The organism is Clostridiales bacterium (genome assembly GCA_015243575.1).
Taxonomy (GTDB): Bacteria; Bacillota; Clostridia; order Peptostreptococcales; family Anaerovoracaceae; genus Anoxybacterium; species Anoxybacterium hadale.
The window spans coordinates 1,061,136-1,078,666 of sequence record CP042469.1 but is presented as its reverse complement, the minus strand read 5'-3'; the positions used below and the strand labels follow the sequence as shown (position 1 = coordinate 1,078,666).

Sequence of the window (17,531 nt, the reverse complement as noted above, 5' to 3'; positions counted from 1 at the left end):
TCTTGAAATATTTGCGAGATTTCCTGTGTTTAGTTTTCACAAAATATCCCGCATTAACTGCTTAAGCTAATTCCTTTTTTGGTTTTTTCTACCCTTGTCTTTTGATTCACACAGGTTCTAATCGCAAAATACATTCATTATTCTAATGTTAATTTCAAATCGAGCGAACTATTCTGCCAATAAAGCATCCTGAATCATGGTGATCATTTCTCTCAGCAAATCCGATCGCTCGGCGTCGCTTCTTCGATTGTCAACTGCAATGGCTTTCACAGGATAGAACATGATGGCCAGTAAGTTGTCATTGCTGTAGTTCTTGATAATACGGCTGTTTTTCATCTCAATGATCAGATCATTGATGTTGCAGATGCCCTTGATTTCAGAACATCCGTTCGCAAGAGACGGACAATTTGAAAACTGTTCCACAAAACTGAAGATCTCTCTGTTTTCTCTAATATAGCTGTAATAGCTGCGGATCAATATCTCCAGAATTTGAGGGCCGGCCATACCCCGGTTCACCCTGTCCAGAAGGTACTCGTAAATCTCCTCTGCACATTCATTGTATATGTTATGCAGCATGATTTCCTTATTTTCAAAATAGATATAGACCGTGGCCGGCGACACACCCGCCATCTTCGCTATTTTGGAGATGGAAGTACCATGAAAGCCTTCCTGGAGAATCAGCTTCACCACTGCTTCTTTTATGCTTTTTTCCTTCTCATCATCTTTTTTTCTCATGTTAACACCTCTAAATAAATATATAATAAACGATCATTCATTTAATGTCAATATGCTTTTTATGCCAAAAGTAAAACAGTAGTTTTATATCAGTCAAAAGAATATTGATATATCATATGTGCTATAATCGTAATATCTTTGGATGTGGATGGGAAAAGGTGACGCCTGAAATAGACCAGCTTCCTTTCAAGGGCAACACCGTCATAGGCAATGATGTTTGGATTGGTCAATATGTTACCATCATGCCAGGAATTAAGGTTGGTGATGGTTCCATTATTTCTGCTAACTCTACTGTAACAAGAGATATAGAACCGTACACGATTTATGGTGGTAATCCAGCTAAATTTATAAAGAAGCGATTCAGCGATGAAAAAGTCGAGCTTTTACGAAAGCTTCAATGGTGGAACTGGGACGATGAAAAGTTATTTCATCATCTTGAAAAGCTAACATCGAAAGCAGGCCTAGATCAATTAACGGAAACTGGGTTCGCTCAATTAACGGAATAACAAACAGGCAAGCCTATCTTCTGTAAGCTTGCCTGTATTGCAGTTTGGATCGATATCCTCTTAGAGTTCAATTGTTTGATTGCCATTGCAGCTATAAGGTCAGAAATAGCTGCTCATAGCTCCATTCCGATTTGAATGATTTTTTTCGCCATCTCTGCCTGCTTGCAATTCTTGCAGAGCATCTCCAGTTCCCCTTGGCTGTTACCGCATTTCTGACGGAGATACTTCTGTTCCGCCTTCGTCATAAAATATCGACCGCAGCAATTACACCGAATCAGTTGAAATTCTTTGTTCCAAATCGTCCTTATTCCGCTCTGTTCGTCAATCTTGATGCATTCTGTTGGACAGACATAGGCACAAGAGCCGCAGCCGATACAAGCGGTTGAAGGCTCGTCATAAGGTGTGGAGACCTTCTTCGTAATTCCGCGGTTCACCGTAGCAATGGCATTACATCCAAGTTCAGCGCAGGCTTTCACGCATAGACCGCAGAGAATGCAATGATTACCATAATCCTTAGTAAAGCGTATTTCGTCACCGCTGCCGTATTCCTCGGCTAGATTTGCGATTGCAGCGTTTTCCGGTACTTCTGCTGCAAGCAATCCGATGAGGACTTTTCTCATTTCCCTGATCTCTTCCGTCTCTGTCTCGGCTTCCAAATCCTTCATCACAGGATAGATACATGAGGTTACGATCTTCTTCCGTCCGTTTTCCCTGACTTCTGCAATACATAACCTGCAGGCTGCCTGGCCTCTGAGAGATTCATGATGACATAGATGAGGAATGACAATTCCATTTCTCTGTGCAATATCCAGCAGAAATTCCCCTTTATCTGCCTTGCATTCCTTTCCGTTTATGATTACGTTCAATTTTTCCATCGATCTCACCTCACCCTTACCGCTTTGAACCTGCAGCGATCAATGCAGTTGCCGCACTTGATGCATTTTCCCTGATCGATCACATGCGGCTGTTTCAAGCTCCCTTGTATCGCATCAGGAGCACAGCCTTTCTTGCAAAGTCCACAGCCGATGCAAAGCTCCTGATCAATCATAAACTCCGTCAGTGGCTTACATACTCCCGCTCTGCATCTTCCCTCTGTAATGTGCTCCAGATATTCATCTTTAAAATACTTCAATGTACTCATCACTGGGTTAGGTGCCGTCTTCCCTAACCCACATAGAGATGCCTGCTCAACTGTGTGAGCAATTTCCGTAAGCAGGTCCAGATCCTGCAGCTGACCTTTTCCCTCACAGATATCAGTGAGAATTTTCAGCATCTGCCGGATTCCTTCCCTGCAGGATACACATTTTCCGCAGGATTCCTCAGCAAGAAAGGAGACATAGTACCTGGCAAATTCCACCATACAGGTTCTTTCATCGGTGACAATCATGCCGCCGGAACCCATCATGGAGCCTGCAGCTTCCAGGGTGTCAAAATCTACCGCAAGGTGGAGCAGTTCCTTTGGAATACAGCCTCCGGACGGTCCCCCTGTCTGAACAGCCTTAAACTCCTTATCGCCTGTGATTCCGCCACCAATTCCAAAGATTAGCTCCTCCAGCGTAATACCCATAGGAACTTCCACAAGGCCGGTATTTTTTACCTTTCCCACAAGAGAGAATACCTTTGTTCCCGCATTCTGAGGGCTTCCAATCTCATTAAACCAACTGCTTCCATTCTGAATGATGACCGGAATATTCGACCAAGTTTCCACATTATTTAAGACGGTTGGCTGTCCCCAAAGACCGTATTCAGCAGAGCGGATATATTTTGCCCGTGGTTCTCCGACTCTGCCTTCGATGGATGCCATCAGTGCAGAGGACTCGCCGCAAACAAAAGCACCCCCGCCTCTGACAATTTCAAGATCAAAGCTGTGCTCGCTCCCTAAAATATTGTCTCCGAGAAAATGATGCTCTTTAGCCTGCTCAATGGCCTTATGCATGTTTTCCAAAGCCAAGCCGTATTCATCCCGGATGTAGATATATCCATGATGAACACCTAGCGCAACAGCTGCGATAATCATGCCTTCCAGTACCGTATGAGGATCTCCCTCCATAACACTTCGATCCATGAATGCGCCAGGATCACCTTCATCTCCGTTGCAGATGATATATTTAGGCTCTCTTTTGATTTTGTAACAGGTCTCCCATTTGATTCCGGTGGGGAAACCTCCCCCGCCTCTTCCCCGCAGACCAGAGGCTTTCATTTCGCTGATGATATCCTCTGGTGACAGTTCAAAAACAGCTTTCCTTAAAGCTGCGTAGCCGCCGGCATCCACATAGTCCTGGATCTGGCTGGGATCAATCTCACCAATGTTACGGAGCGCGATTTTCGTCTGTTTCTTAATAAAGTCCGAATCCTTATGAGAGCGAATTCTCTGCTTTGATACTACATCAAGATAAAGCAGCCTCGGTATCTCCTCTCCCTTTATCACGGTTTTTTCTACGATTTCTACCACATCCTCCGGCTTGACATGATAGTATGCAATATCATCCGGCTCAATTTTAACAATGGGTCCTCGTTCACAAAGTCCGTTGCAGCCGGTGGCTTTCACATAGGGAACGACTTCGATATCGAGTCTTTGCGCTTCAATTTCTTTCCGCAAGGCCCCCAGTACCTGATTGCTTCCATTGGCCAAACAACCCGTTCCGCAGCACACTTTAACTGTTTTGTTATACATTGGCTTCACCCTCCCTGTTGAGGTTCAAATCATCCTTCGGAACTTCAGAGTTTTCTCTATAACCGTCAAGAATGTAGGATAAGTCCTGCGGCGTTAATTTGCCGTGGTATTCGCCGTTGACCACCATCACCGGTGCAAGAGCGCAAGCACCAAGGCAATTGACGGTTTCCACAGAAAAAAGCCCATCCGCAGTGATTTCCCCTGCCTCGATCCCCAGCAGCTTCTGGAGCTCAGAGAGGATGACCATGGAAGAGCGGATATGACAGGCTGTTCCGTCACAGACCTTGATGACATATTTTCCTTTCGGATTCAAACTCAATGCTTTATAAAAGGTAGCCATACTGTAAAGCTGGCTGAACGGGACGTTCAGGTATTCTGATAGTTCTATCATCGCTTCCTTCGGTATGTAATTAAAGGCTCTTTGGATGTCCTGCATAACTGCGAGAGAAAAACGCCGCTCCGCAGGATATTTTATGATAATCTCCTTGATCCTTTGTTCGTTTTCCATTGTTCCGCCCCCTTAAACCGGCGTCTTGAAAGGGCGCCGTTCGATTCACCTAACTGCCATTCTTATCTTTTCATAGTATTTGCATATTTTTTATAGCTTCTGCTTATTCATCCTCAGATCCTGATTTTATTCCTTCATAACCTCCATTCGATGACTGTAAACGCTGAGGACATGAATTCCATCCTCTTGTTCGGCAAATCTGACCCAATAGGTTACATATTTGATCCTATGGCTGGCAAGATAGCTCTCATCCTCGGGGTTAAAGAAGCGCTCTCCAGTGACCTTTGCATGTTCAATCACCTTTTTGATATCCTCAAGAAGGATGAATCTCTTTTCCATGCGCTCCCAGATTTCCTGCGGAATCTGGAGATTCCAATCATTGGGCTGCTTCAATTCTTCCATTTCGTTCTCTCCCCATAGCTCCCGCAGTAGTTTTCGCTTCAATACTGCTCTGTTTTCATGACGATCAGATAAATTGGGCATGGTTCTCAGCGCATCCGCATCGGAGGCATTTCCGAATATCAGATCCAAGATATGAAAGGTTCGCTTTCCCTTTTCAATAAAAAGATCCTTGCACATCGCACAGTAGACCAGCAGGTCCTTACCACTTTCCAGGATACGTTCTACAGCAAATTGTTCCGCTTGCTCCTTGTTCGCAAAATATACCAACCCGCCATAGCCGCAGCACTTGGTTCTCGACTTTGAATAATGGAGTTCTTCTATCTCATAGTCCAGATCAAAAGCAAGCTTTCGCACCGACTCATGCACTGCCTGGTTATTTCTCGTACTGCAGGAATCATGAACATTTAATTTTCGGCCTTTTCCACTTACAGCCTCCTCCGGAAGACCTAACTGCTCTAGAACCTCCCACAAAGAAAAATACGGTATTTCCGGCAGATACCGTTCAAACGTTCCAATACAGCTTGAGCACGCCAGAATAAAGATGGGCTCACCCAATTCACTCCATACCCTGCGAATTCTTTGGGTACTCTCCGCCATCATATCCTTTCTTCCCGCCCAGTCCGCAGGAGCGCCGCAGCAGCCCAACATAAGGCCAACACCATCTGTTTTCTTTTCAAGCAGATATCGATAGGACTTTTCCACATAGTCTGGACAGGAAGCGGAAAGCTGGCATCCGGGATAAAACAAGTATTTTACTTTTTCGGCTGATATCGTCACTCCCTGATTGCTCGGATTGCCTTGCTCAGCTTCCATTCTGCTCAATTGTTTATATGTTGTCTCTGACGGCGGGGGCTTTACCAGATAAAACTGGCTGCTGTTGCTGAATTCCATGTCTCTTAAAGCAAAATCGTGGGCAGAAGGTGGCATCTTATTCTTTTCCACCATGCTCTCTCTTGTTTCCCTGACCAGCTCCTTCATTCCAATGCCCAAGGGGCACTGCTCCTTACATAATCCGCACAGGGTACAGGAGTTGATCATCGGATTTGCATAGCGGGTTCCCATGATTACGCTTTCATTGATTTGGATCTGCCTGCCGTAGCTCTTGGGTGTGACGTTAAAGTGCTGCAAATGACTACACGCTTTCAGACAGGTCACGCAGCGGCATTTCAAGCAACGTCCCGCTTCCTGTATTGCTTCCTCTTCGGTATAGGTCTCACCGGTTTTCATCGTTGCTTGAGCGGTGATCACATCATCCATATCATACACAAGCGGTGTCTGATAAGAACCCTCTCTTTCTCTGGACGCGGTCATCGAGATCTTTTTTACAAATCGTTCGATGGAAAGAGCCGCTCGCTTGGCAGTACTTACCGAATCAATAACGGAGTCGTTACTTCTGCCAGCAGCAGACTTTTCTTGATTGATAAGCCTGCCTCCGGCAAAGATCGGCCAGTCGAGGATCTGAAAGGTTTCCTGATTGATGAAGAGCTCTGATTCCCATCGTCCTGTGCCAAGATAGACGGCATCATACTCCTGTGCCAGTTTTTTTAACTCACCAGTTCCGATGCTGCTGTTATAAACTACCCTGACGCCGATTCTTCCGATGAGCTTGAGCTCTTCTTCGATCAGTTCTTTTGAAATCAAGCTGCCCTCATAGTCCCAGATTCGTCCTCCCAGCCTTCGATCCGCCTCAAATATCGTTACCTGAAAGCCTCGTTTATCCAGCTCGAAGGCGGCGGTTATGCCACTGATCCCGCCGCCGACAACAGCTATTTTTCCATTCTTTTTTGGAGCAGATGCGATTTTCTTTAAGGGAGTTCTGCCATACATCACCGCCGCCCGCTCTAAATCATGGATTTGTACCGCTTGGTCCAGTTGGGTTCTGACGCAGACTGTCTCACAAGGGTGGTCACAGATCATTCCGATAATACCCGCAAAGGGGATTCTCTTTTCCAGTACTTTATACGCCTTTTTGAATTCACCCTTCTCCAGCTCACTGCATAGCAGCGCTATGTCCACATGGACCGGACACCTGGCAGTTGTTGCAGCAGGTTCATCCTGCAGACAGGTTTCACATGCTTCAAAAAGGTTCGTTTCCATAGGACCTCCTACTTTAAAAGCTACTATAATCCAATTTATGTATCATCTTTCTAAATCGAAATAAATTAACTATAATACTATTATGGTTAATTTATTAATATGGGCTGCTGTGCCCTTCGGAAAAGACCAGCCTCAAGCATTAGCCTTCTACGAATGTTCCCTTGCCCGGCAGCCCATGTGCTTACATACTTACAGTGCAGCCAGTATTTTTTCCGGTCTCGCAGGGAGTTTTGTGATTCGTACGCCGCATGCATTGTAGATAGCGTTCACGATCGCTGCATGGGGTGCTGAAAGCGGCATCTCTCCGGAACCTGCAAGACCAAATGGGCCGTAAGGCCGCGGTGTCTCCTGATGGATGATCTCCATGTTGTCCGGTACATCCATAATTCTCGGAATTCCGCATTTTACCAAGGTGGTGTGCTTGTTCAGATCCTCAAAATCCTCCGACAACGCCAGGCCGATGCCTTGTGTGAGGCCGCCCCACAGCTGTCCTTCCAAAACCAGTTTATTCAGAATGGGGCCACAATCGGAAACCAGTGTTAGCTTTTCAATCTTGACCTTACCGGAAATCGTATCCACGGAAACTTCCGCCAGCAGCACACCGTACATATAAACTGGGAATGGATTCCCCTGCCCTGTTTCCACACTGCATGCAGTACAGGGAGCAGTCCAGCTTCCCATGTATTTTGTGGGAAGTCCCTCATCGATCATTTCCTGATAGCTGCGGTAAGTTCCGTCATCTTTTTTTAGAGCAGCAACCAGATTTTCGCAGGCAACACGGGTGGCATTTCCTGTCATCACTGTAGAACGGCTTCCGCCTGCAGGACCGCTGTTTGGTGCTTTTTCCGTGTCATTCATAACGAGCCTGATCTGCTCCGGCTTAATTCCCAGAGGCTTTAATCCCTCATGCGCAACGGATAAAAAGCCCATGTCTGCACCCTGTCCGTGATCCTCCCAGCAGCTTCCGATGGAAATTCCTTTCTCAGTGATCTCTGCCCAAGCTTCCGATGAATCAGCACCATCCAGTCCGCAGCCGTATTCCAATAAAGAAATTCCAACACCGTACTTCAAATCACCGCCCCTGGCGTTCTTTGCTTTAGCGCTTTCCTTCGCCTTTTTATAGATCGGTCTCAGTTTTTCCAATGCTTGCGGGAATGCGATCACGTCGGGTTCACACCCCGTCGGTGTGGTATCTCCTTGACGATACACGTTCAAATAGCGAAACTCCAGCGGATCCATCCCAGCCTTCACTGCAAGCTCATCCACCAGAACTTCCGAGGAAAACAGACTCTGGGGAGATCCGTATCCCCGGAACGCTGAGCCCCAAGCATGGTTTGTAGCAACCGTCCTGCCGTTACCCCGGATATTCGGAATATTGTAGCCCGCTCCAATGAATTGGGGCGCCCGCATGGTTAAAAGGTCACCGAATTCACAGTATGGACCATGATCTACCGTCCAATCTGAGGCCATTGCTTTAATCTTGCCGTTCTCATCAGCACCCATCTTCACATTGATAAAGAACGGGGAACGCTTACCTGTGTAGGTAATCTGCTGATACATATTGAATTCTAAAAATACAGGTTTTTTCGTCACCATTGCAGCTACACCCAAAAGACCTTCCATGGTCGGGCTGAATTTGTAGCCAAAGGTTCCTCCGGCGTTATTCTGTACGATGACCAGCTGATCCAGCGGCACACCAATGCCTTCCGCTACCATCAGCGCGTGCAGCTGCAGCCCGATACTTTTGGAGTGGATAACCAGCTTCCCTTCCTCATCGATGTAAGCATAGCCTACATCCGGCTCCAGAGGAAGATGCGGCTGCCTGCCCACATAAAAATCATCCTCAACGACAAAAGGCAGCTCCTCGAACAGAGGTTCTACTTCCTCTCCCTTTATGTTGTGGTTTTCAAAGTATACGTTCGGCGTACCGGGATGGATCTCAATGGCATCCTCGTCCATGGCATCCAAAGCATTCATATAGGCTGGCAGTTCTTCAATCTCAACCTTGACTTTCTTAGCCGCTTCTTCTGCAATCTTAGGAGAATACGCCAGTACCATGGCAAGGGCATCTCCAAATTGGAAGATTTTCTTATCATTTAGAATGGGCCGTTCTTTCCCGCTGCCCTTATTGGCGGGAAAAGCCAGACCGTTGATCCGGTTGGTTCCCGGTACATCTTTATATGTGATTACCTGATATACCCCTGGCATCTTTTCTGCTTCAGAAGTATCAATATTCAGGATGTTTGCGTGAGATACCTTTGCTTGAACGAGCTTGATATGTAGGGCTCCCTCAGGAAGCTTCCGTCCTGAATCCGCTCCGAAATCCCAGGTTCCAGTGACCTTTGCCAGTGCAGAGGGCCTGGGCATACTGGAGCCCATCAGGCTCACGCCATCCTTCAGCTTAGGCCACAGCTCCTCTTTTGTTACTTCTCCGCGGACAAGCCTGGCAGCATCCATGACAGCGTCCACCAGCGGCTTGTAGCCGGTACACCTGCAGATGTTGCGGTTGACCTGAAACCATTCCCGCACCTCTTCTCTGGTGGGATTCTGATTCTGGTCAAGAAGCGCTTTTGCAGAAACAATAAAGCCGGGGGTACAGAACCCGCATTGAGCACCACCATGAATCATCCATGACAGCTGAAGCGGATGAAGGCATTCTTTTGTTCCTACTCCTTCGATGGTAACGATCTGAGCGCCGTCCGGTATTCGTTCCATCTTATAATTGCAGGATCTGACGGCTTTGCCGTCCCAGATTACGGTACAGGCGCCACATTCGCCTTCTCCTCCGCACCCGGATTTTGTTCCTATCAGAAAGAGTTGATTTCTCAGAACATTCAGCAGGGATTCATCAGGGTCCACGATGAGATGTCTCTCAACTCCATTGACAAACAAGGTTTTTCTAATCATCTGATTGTCTCCTTTTAAAAATCAATTTGAAACTGCCTGCGTGAAACCGGTGGATTTCTTCCTACTGATCCTCAAACAATTCCAGAAACTTCTCCGCTACCGCTCGCTTCTTTTCCATGTTGGACACCGTACCATCCACATATTCAATGGCCCTTGTGGGACAATATTTCACACAATCGGGATTCCCATCGCAAAGGTTGCATTTCATTACTTTTCTTTGCCTTGTACTATAGTGGATATTCCCCATGGGGCAGGAGCTGATGCACATCTTGCAGCCGATACATTTGCCCGGATCTGTAATAACAGCACCGTTCTCATCCCGGTAAACTGCCCCCGTCGGACAGACCTTCATGCAAGCCGCATCCTCACACTGCATGCACATAACGGGAACTGAAATCACCGCTTCTTCAAAATGGATTACATTCACTGCCGCGTTCGAACATACGGACTCGCAGGTTCCGCAGTTTTTACACTTCTTTGGATAAATCATTAAAATTTTACTCATGATACTTCAGACATCGCATAAGCGATACCGTTACACCTCCCATAATCAAATATTTAACAGTTTCAGCTGCGCTGCTATCAAACGTTCTTTCCCATTACTGATCACGGCTCGCCCGATCACAGCTCGAGGTATACCGGTTTTTTAACGGACAATGCAGCAACACCAAGAAGCCCTTCCAAAGACACTGCTGACGGTTTGACCTGACCCATTCCCACAGCAGGACTTGGTACCAGCGTCACCTTCTCCGGTGAGATCCCAATGCTATCCGCCAACTCTCTGGGCGAAAGATCTGTATTCCTGGTATGAATCATCAGCTTTCCTTTTTCATTCAGATAGGCAAATCCAGTATTAGGCTCTAAAGGTTTTGCACCATCTTCACTTGCTGATGCACCCTCGGTAAGGCCCTCCACTTTAATCTTTACCTTTTTAGCCGCTTCTTCAGCCAGCTTCGGTTTGAACGCAAGTACCATAGCCACAGCATCACCGTAGGAGACTGCTTTTTTATCGCTTAAAATTGCACCCTCTCTGCCTGTTCCGGAGGCGTAAGCGGTTTGACTGATATAGTTTGTACCAAGCACATCCTTATAAGTGAGAACCTTGTAAACCCCGGGCATGGTTTCTGCTTCAGAAGTATCGATGGCAAGAATGTTAGCCTGATCTGCCTGTGACGTAACCAGCTTGGCATGAAGTGTTCCTTCCGGGAGCTTGAGTCCAAGATCTGCACCGAAATCCCATACGCCTGTGACCTTTGCCACTGCCGCACCATTGTCACCGTCATGGGTAGAACCATGTGCTTGATCCTTTAGTTTTGACCAAAGTTCTTCTGTAGTCATATCTCCCCGCAGCAGCTTTGCAGCATCCAGTACCGCATCCGCTGCAGGGTCATCACCGCCGCATCTGCATACATTGTGATGGACTTGGAACCACGCCTTTACTTCTTCTCTGCTGGGGCTCAGATTCTGATCCAGCAGCGCCTTGGCAGACATAATAAAGCCTGGTGCACAGAATCCGCATTGCGCAGCGACGTGAACCACCCAAGCAAGCTGAATGGGGTGAAGGCGATTCCCAGCTCCTACCCCCTCAATGGTAATGATCCTGGCATCTTCCGGTACATCCCTCATCTTCAGGATACAGGAACGGACAGCTTCCCCGTTCAGGATTACCGTACAGGCACCACAAGCGCCTTTGCCGCATCCGACCTTGGTTCCTGTGAGAAACATTTGTGTTCTCAAAACCTCAGCAAGAGTGACTTCAGGATCAACTACGACACGTTTTTCGCTCTCATTGATAAACAACGTCTTTTTAAGCATAGTTTCCCTCCATTTTAAACTTGACTTAGTGAAACGGTGATGGTTCCGCTTTTTTGGAATCAACCAGCGCTTCTATAAATAACCGCATACCATTCTGCCTCTTATTTCTACTACCAATTGAATTAGCATATATCATGCCAAAAAAATAAGAAAAGGACAGTGCCCTTTTCTTGATATCTTTGTTATTTATTTGGTATCGTGGCTTCTCTGATCAATTCCATTCTGTTCCATTACGGAACGGTTATCTTGCTCAATTAGTGTCACGAAGTGGAACACTGCTCTATTTTGGAACAGAGCAGTCCTCGATCAATACTTTCATCCTACCTCCGCAAACCATTCCTTCCTCTTCATCCGTTTGCCCCGTAAGATCAATTTCATGGAGGGCTGAGCAGCCGGTACCGATGATCTGCCAGGCGGCATTGATCAGCTCCCCTTCTGCATATCCTCCGCCAATGCTTCCGACTGTCATTCCATAAGACCAGATCAGCATTTTCGCACCTGCTTTCCTTGGCACAGAGCCCCAGGTTTCCACAACCGTTGCCAAAGCTCTTGGTTCCTCCGGATCTTCGCAAAGAGCATTTAAAACGAGGTGGTCAACTTCATTTCTGACCCTATCACATGCTCCATTCAGGATTAGAGCTTTTTTTAAAAATCTCCTGTACTGTATGATCTGCGCAATGATGGAAACTGCAATCTCGTCCGGTGTGGCGGCACCAATATCCAGTCCCACAGGCATATGTATTTTATGAATCCGTTCTTTAGAGAATCCTTCCTGTAAGAGCTGCTCCTTGACACGGCTCAAACTTACTTTGGATCCGACCATACCCGTATATGCTGTTTTATTGTTTAATACCATACGCAAACATTCCAAATCATGCTTATGTTCTCTCGTTACGATAACCACAAAGCTATACTCATTCAGGATTAACTGAGCAAGACAGCTTGAGAATTCATCACAGATGATCGTTTCAGCTTGAGGAAAGCGATCCTTATTTGCATAGTTGGGCCTGTCATCTGCTACCGTGACAGAAAGGCCGACTTTGGCGCCCAATTCTGCAAGTGGTACGGCGATAGCCCCACCTCCCAGAAGGATCATTTTTGGCATTGGCTCATAAGGCTCAATCAGCAGGAATGTCCCATCTTCTTCTTGAAAAAATTGCAGAGAGCTAGTTTCCATCGCATGCAGCGCTTTTGCCAGAAGAGGTTCTCCCTGGCATTTCGAAAGCTGGTCCTCAGTTATAAGGGTTTTTTCAACGCCGACTTTTTTCATTTGATCGACTTCTTTTACTCTCCCGTCAGAAACGTTGGTAACCATCACTGCTTTTCTTCCGTGATCAAGTTCGATTTTTAGTCTTAAGTAGACGCTTGCACTCATTAGGAAACCCCTTATCCCCTTATTCTCTGTCCCCGAAGGTAAAATCATGGGACTCCAGAATTTCCACAATTTTTTTAAAGCTCTGTACCATAATATCTCCGCATTTCATCAGATATTCCTGATTGGTGAGATAATCCGTTACCGTGCAGACTCCGATGATATCGCGGCATTCCGTACTCTCATACAATGCCTCAAACCAGTCTGTATATTCATCCACCATCTGAGAATATATGGGGTTTGGAAACTCTCTATCGGCGCCTTTTCCCGCATAGAGTCCCAACACCATGATCCCCCCTGTCAGTACACCGCAGATTTTCTGACTGCTCCCGATCCCCATACACAAGCCATTTGCTGCACGAAGCAGATCCTTATTTTCCTTTTCTTCTTCATCAAGGGCCAGCTTGAGCATGATCTGTGTACAGCAGTATCCGGCATTCTTTAAACGGAACATGAGAAATCCCGTATTACCCAATTGATCGCTCACTACTTATCCTCCAGACCCTTCTCAACTTCCAGCATTTTTCCGGTAGCCAGTTCTTCCCCGATAAAAACATTACTGCATTTGGGACACTTCATGAGATCTACCTCAAAGTTGCCTCCCAAATAGGATACTTTCACCTTGCGCAGAACCAGTTTCTCCTTGCATTGATCACAGATCCAAGGAACGTCCTGTTCCTTCTCCTCTTTCATGGACTGCACCTTCCTCTCGTTTATCCCAATACTTGTAAGCTTGTAAGCCCTATTCCTTGCATTGCTGCCCGGTTCTATTTCGAGATCACAATTTAGAATATATTAAAGCAAAATTCATGCCATATAGAAGGTGCAATGCTTATGCCATATAGGAGGAGACCCTTTCTGAATCCGAACATCTGATTCCGTAATATTCCATCTTCCGATACAGGGTGTTTCTTCCAATTCCCAAAGTTTTTGCACATAGAGAAATGTTGCCGTCGTATCGGTTCAAAGCTTTCAGAATATGCAGCTTCTCCATCAATTCAAGATTCAAGATTTCTTCAGCGATATCGCTTTCTGCAAGTTCCTGATGCTTCAGTGTGAACTCAGAATTGGATTTGATTTGAGTGTCTGGCATAAATTTCATAAAACTTTCCGGAAGGGATTCTGTATTCACGATTAATTCGATCATGTTCTCAAGTTCCCTGATATTGCCGGGCCATTCATATTCCAAAAGAGCCTTCATGGTCTCATCATTGATTGGAATGCTTTTCTTCTTTAGCTTTCTTGCAATCCGCTCCATAAAATATTGGCTAAGCAGAGGGATATCCCCTTTCCTTTCCCTAAGAGGCATAAGTCTGATTGGAAGTACATTCAAGCGGTAGTAGAGATCTTTTCGGAAATTTCCTTTTTTTACTTCTTCATTTAAGTCCTTATTGGTTGCGGCGATAACTCTGGCATCCACAAGAATTTCCTTGTTGCTCCCTACCCGAATTACGATACCTTCTTCGATAACGCGCAGCAATCTGGTTTGCATATCCAATGGCATTTCACCAATTTCATCAAGAAAAATCGTTCCACCATCGGCAATCTCAAACTTGCCCGGCTGACCGGAGTTCTTGGCACCTGTAAAAGCGCCGCCCTCATATCCGAACAATTCTGATTCAATGAGATTCCTTGGTATTGCACCGCAATTAATTGCAACAAAAGGTTCGTCATGTCTGCTGCTGTAATTATGAATTGCTTGAGCAAAAAGCTCTTTTCCCGTTCCGCTTTCGCCCATAATCAGTACATTTGATCTGCTGTCTGCAATCTTTTTCGCATATTCAATGATACGTGTAAATTTTTTATCTTGACCGATGATCTTCTCGAAAGTATAGATCGCCTGATGCCCCATGATTTTATTCGCCAGCTTTCGGATTTTCCTGGCTTCTACAAAAACAAAAACAATATTCCTTAATTTCTGCTCACTGTCATAATTCGGATAAGCGCTCAAATTGAACTGTAGTTTTTTGCGTTTCGAATTGACAAAGACCTCAGAATCTACAAAGCTCTTCTTGTTGATTATGGCATTTCTCACCTTGACCCAATCATCAAGGAGATCTGAAGCCTGCATGGATTTTATTTCATTCTGACTGTAACCAAATAAATCTGCCGCATGATGATTGGCAGTTTTAATATTGCCATCCAAGTCTGCAGTCAGAATGCCTGCATCGATGGATTCCAGAATGGTCTCGGTGAACTTCTTTTCCATGGATAGTTCTTCATTGTATCGTTTGATATCGATCATCTCTTCGATGGCATTGGCAGCAGCCACCACCATTCCCAGGGTATGAAGATTCACAGACTCGCTGAATCCAGTCAAATCAATACTTCCGATGATTTCGCCTCTTGTGTTTCGTATGGGAGAGGCAGAACAAGTCCACCTGTGATAGGCCTTTATGTAATGCTCCTCGCCGGAGACCTGGACAGGCTTGCCCTCAAAGAGAGTCGTGCCCATAGAATTGGTTCCGATGCTGCGTTCATCCATATACGCACCTGGTACCATTTTTAAAGAAAATGCTTCAGAAAGGATACTCTCATCTCCGATAATGCTTAAAATGCATCCTTCTTCATCCGTTAAAATCGAGAAAAAATTAGATCCCTTCACGAAATTGTACAGCCGGTTCATAAAAAAATCCGCTGTATCGATTAATTCCCGTTTTGTCTCAAATTTTCTATAGAGCTCATTGCCGGATATGATCTTCTTACTGAAGACACGATCCTGCTCAACCTTATACTGTCTGCATCGTTCATGGGAATTAATAATATAATCCTTTTTAGGATTCACTTCCCTACTCATAATTTCCTCCGCTTACCTGGATGATTTTAATATAATCCTAAAAGATACGGTTTGCAAGGACTATCCTTCGACCATCCTCGATTTCGGCTTCTGAACCTCCATACAGACCTGATCGAGTTCGATATTTTCCAATAAAAAAAGTGGCTATCGCCACTCAATGTTTCAATTATAATTAGGACTAGAATATAAAGAAAAAAATAAAAAAGTAGTGAAAACAGCTTCCCGCCAAGACAAAAATATGCCACACCGCATGCATGTAACGAGGTTTCTTTCTGGTATAGAAAATTACGCCGATGGAATAAAACAGTCCGCCCAGTAGCAGGAGAAGGAACCCGCTGACAGAAATCAACTGCATCAGCGGCTTTATCCCAGCCAGAACGGACCATCCCATAAGCAGATAAAGAAGCAAGGAAAGTTTGCTCCATTTTTTCACGCTGATGGCATTGGCTACAATTCCAAGCACTGCAAGAAAAAGGTTAACGCCGAATATGCTCCATCCCAGCTTGCCTCCCAGCAGCGAAAGGCAAATCGGTGCATAGCTTCCGACGATCAGTACAAAGATTGAGCAATGATCCAACTTCTGAAAGATCCGTTTCACCTTATATCGGTTCATGGAATGATACAGCGTAGACATGATATATAGAAAAATTAAGCCAAAGCAATAAAGGGAAGCGCTGATGACATCAATCACCTTTCCGCTTCCCGATGCAATGACCAGCATAACTACAGTCCCTGCGATCGCAAGTAATCCACCCAGTCCATGTGATATGGCATTCAGGATTTCTTCTGATTTTCCCTGATCATTAAAATTCTCTACATTAGTCATGTTTTTTAGGGCCGATGATCATGAACATGGTTCTGCCTTCCTGAAGAGGCGCTTTTTCAACAGAACCGATCTCGCTGAGTGCTTCTGCAAACCTTGACATCACATCATTTCCATCATTTGTATATTTTTGCTGTCTGCCTCTGAATCGAAGACTTGCTTTGACCTTATTTCCTTCTGAAAGGAATTTGTGAGCATTCTTGACCTTTACTTCTAAGTCGTGCTCTTCAATATTAACAGACAGTCTTATTTCTTTAAGCTCGACAACCTTCTGAGCTTTCTTTGCTTCTTTATCTTTTTTGGCCTTCTCGTACACCGTTTTATTGTAGTCGGCGATTTTGCAAACCGGCGGAACGGCATTGGGAGAAATCTTTACAAGATCAAGATCCTTGTCGCCTGCCAATTTCATTGCTTCAGCAAGAGGAACCACACCAAGCATGGAGCCATCCACATCCAGCAGTCTAACTTCCTTATCGGTAATTTCGTTGTTAATTTGTAAATCATCTTTTTTATTCCTAATATTGAACACCTCCAAAAACATCCTCTAAAAATAGAAAAGTGGATTAAACAATCCACTTTTAATGCTAGCTTACAACAGTTCTATTAATATCTGTTTCCATTGCCTCTATTATTTCTCATCTGCTGTTTTTTTGCCGCTCTGCAGGGCTGGCATCTCTGAGGTTCGTTATCAAAACCCTTTTCCTTGTAAAATGCCTGCTCATTTTCTGTGAAGATGAACTCTGTTCCGCAGTCTTTGCATGTAATTTTTTTATCAGCCATTCTCTTGACCTCCTTTGATTTACTTTGGGATTTCACGAATCACAGACATCGTTCTCGAAATAATTCAAAGAAGTATTGTCAGAATTTATTAACCCATATCAAGTAGTATTATTAC

Annotated in this window: 15 protein-coding genes and 1 pseudogene; 1 reads left to right on the top strand and 15 read right to left on the bottom strand. The window is 45.2% G+C overall.

The annotated features are described in order from the left end of the window. Positions 1-168 precede the first annotated feature (168 nt). On the bottom strand, positions 169-735 hold the full coding sequence (locus tag FRZ06_04675; GenBank protein QOX62690.1) for a TetR/AcrR family transcriptional regulator: 567 nt from the start codon (positions 733-735) through the stop codon (positions 169-171). A gap of 131 nt (positions 736-866) precedes the next feature. Here FRZ06_04675 and FRZ06_04670 point away from each other — a divergent pair. Further along, positions 867-1,241, top strand: a pseudogene (locus FRZ06_04670) (CatB-related O-acetyltransferase). Between the two features lie 113 nt (positions 1,242-1,354). Here the strand turns inward: FRZ06_04670 and FRZ06_04665 are convergent. The 14 genes from FRZ06_04665 to FRZ06_04600 form a co-directional block, all read right to left on the bottom strand. After that, positions 1,355-2,116, bottom strand: a complete 762-nt coding sequence (locus FRZ06_04665; GenBank protein ID QOX62689.1) for a hypothetical protein — start codon at positions 2,114-2,116, stop codon at positions 1,355-1,357. 5 nt (positions 2,117-2,121) lie between these two features. After that, a complete protein-coding gene (locus tag FRZ06_04660) occupies positions 2,122-3,915 on the bottom strand; it encodes an NADH-quinone oxidoreductase subunit F (GenBank protein QOX62688.1) in 1,794 nt (597 codons plus the stop codon). Next, on the bottom strand, positions 3,908-4,423 hold the full coding sequence (gene nuoE, locus FRZ06_04655; protein QOX62687.1) for an NADH-quinone oxidoreductase subunit NuoE: 516 nt from the start codon (positions 4,421-4,423) through the stop codon (positions 3,908-3,910). Before nuoE ends, FRZ06_04660 begins: the two co-directional genes overlap by 8 nt. 126 nt (positions 4,424-4,549) lie before the next feature. Beyond that, positions 4,550-6,922, bottom strand: a complete 2,373-nt coding sequence (locus FRZ06_04650) for an FAD-dependent oxidoreductase (GenBank protein ID QOX62686.1) — start codon at positions 6,920-6,922, stop codon at positions 4,550-4,552. Between the two features lie 189 nt (positions 6,923-7,111). Continuing rightward, positions 7,112-9,829, bottom strand: a complete 2,718-nt coding sequence (locus FRZ06_04645; protein ID QOX62685.1) for a molybdopterin-dependent oxidoreductase — start codon at positions 9,827-9,829, stop codon at positions 7,112-7,114. 61 nt (positions 9,830-9,890) lie between these two features. Continuing rightward, positions 9,891-10,334: a 4Fe-4S dicluster domain-containing protein gene (locus FRZ06_04640; protein QOX62684.1), complete on the bottom strand. Its 444-nt coding sequence runs from the start codon at positions 10,332-10,334 to the stop codon at positions 9,891-9,893. Between the two features lie 116 nt (positions 10,335-10,450). Further along, entirely contained in the window at positions 10,451-11,644 is a 1,194-nt protein-coding gene (locus tag FRZ06_04635) for a 2Fe-2S iron-sulfur cluster binding domain-containing protein (protein ID QOX62683.1), read from the bottom strand. Positions 11,645-11,924: 280 nt separating this feature from the next. Beyond that, positions 11,925-13,067 carry a xanthine dehydrogenase gene (locus tag FRZ06_04630; GenBank protein QOX62682.1) on the bottom strand — a complete coding sequence of 381 codons (1,143 nt, stop codon included), beginning with the start codon at positions 13,065-13,067 and terminating at the stop codon, positions 11,925-11,927. Next, positions 13,039-13,491 carry a C_GCAxxG_C_C family protein gene (locus tag FRZ06_04625; protein ID QOX65827.1) on the bottom strand — a complete coding sequence of 151 codons (453 nt, stop codon included), beginning with the start codon at positions 13,489-13,491 and terminating at the stop codon, positions 13,039-13,041. The genes FRZ06_04630 and FRZ06_04625 overlap by 29 nt, the downstream gene beginning before the upstream one ends. An 11-nt stretch (positions 13,492-13,502) precedes the next feature. Then, on the bottom strand, positions 13,503-13,709 hold the full coding sequence (locus tag FRZ06_04620; GenBank protein QOX62681.1) for a DNA-binding protein: 207 nt from the start codon (positions 13,707-13,709) through the stop codon (positions 13,503-13,505). A gap of 139 nt (positions 13,710-13,848) precedes the next feature. After that, the gene (locus tag FRZ06_04615) at positions 13,849-15,813 is read right to left on the bottom strand and encodes a PAS domain S-box protein (GenBank protein QOX62680.1); all 1,965 of its coding nucleotides are present in this window, start codon (positions 15,811-15,813) and stop codon (positions 13,849-13,851) included. A gap of 178 nt (positions 15,814-15,991) precedes the next feature. Beyond that, positions 15,992-16,639: a hemolysin III family protein gene (locus tag FRZ06_04610; protein QOX62679.1), complete on the bottom strand. Its 648-nt coding sequence runs from the start codon at positions 16,637-16,639 to the stop codon at positions 15,992-15,994. Beyond that, on the bottom strand, positions 16,632-17,177 hold the full coding sequence (locus FRZ06_04605) for a translation initiation factor IF-3 (protein QOX62678.1): 546 nt from the start codon (positions 17,175-17,177) through the stop codon (positions 16,632-16,634). Before FRZ06_04605 ends, FRZ06_04610 begins: the two co-directional genes overlap by 8 nt. A 62-nt stretch (positions 17,178-17,239) precedes the next feature. Next, the gene (locus tag FRZ06_04600; protein QOX62677.1) at positions 17,240-17,416 is read right to left on the bottom strand and encodes a cytochrome C551; all 177 of its coding nucleotides are present in this window, start codon (positions 17,414-17,416) and stop codon (positions 17,240-17,242) included. Positions 17,417-17,531: the final 115 nt, after the last annotated feature.

Coding starts and splice junctions, on each gene's coding strand:
- FRZ06_04675 (QOX62690.1), bottom strand. CDS start 735: ATGAGAAAAAAAGATGATGAGAAGGAAAAAAGCATAAAAGAAGCAGTG.
- FRZ06_04665 (QOX62689.1), bottom strand. CDS start 2,116: ATGGAAAAATTGAACGTAATCATAAACGGAAAGGAATGCAAGGCAGAT.
- FRZ06_04660 (QOX62688.1), bottom strand. CDS start 3,915: ATGTATAACAAAACAGTTAAAGTGTGCTGCGGAACGGGTTGTTTGGCC.
- nuoE (QOX62687.1), bottom strand. CDS start 4,423: ATGGAAAACGAACAAAGGATCAAGGAGATTATCATAAAATATCCTGCG.
- FRZ06_04650 (QOX62686.1), bottom strand. CDS start 6,922: ATGGAAACGAACCTTTTTGAAGCATGTGAAACCTGTCTGCAGGATGAA.
- FRZ06_04645 (QOX62685.1), bottom strand. CDS start 9,829: ATGATTAGAAAAACCTTGTTTGTCAATGGAGTTGAGAGACATCTCATC.
- FRZ06_04640 (QOX62684.1), bottom strand. CDS start 10,334: ATGAGTAAAATTTTAATGATTTATCCAAAGAAGTGTAAAAACTGCGGA.
- FRZ06_04635 (QOX62683.1), bottom strand. CDS start 11,644: ATGCTTAAAAAGACGTTGTTTATCAATGAGAGCGAAAAACGTGTCGTA.
- FRZ06_04630 (QOX62682.1), bottom strand. CDS start 13,067: ATGATTTTACCTTCGGGGACAGAGAATAAGGGGATAAGGGGTTTCCTA.
- FRZ06_04620 (QOX62681.1), bottom strand. CDS start 13,709: ATGAAAGAGGAGAAGGAACAGGACGTTCCTTGGATCTGTGATCAATGC.
- FRZ06_04615 (QOX62680.1), bottom strand. CDS start 15,813: ATGAGTAGGGAAGTGAATCCTAAAAAGGATTATATTATTAATTCCCAT.
- FRZ06_04610 (QOX62679.1), bottom strand. CDS start 16,639: ATGACTAATGTAGAGAATTTTAATGATCAGGGAAAATCAGAAGAAATC.
- FRZ06_04605 (QOX62678.1), bottom strand. CDS start 17,177: ATGTTTTTGGAGGTGTTCAATATTAGGAATAAAAAAGATGATTTACAA.
- FRZ06_04600 (QOX62677.1), bottom strand. CDS start 17,416: ATGGCTGATAAAAAAATTACATGCAAAGACTGCGGAACAGAGTTCATC.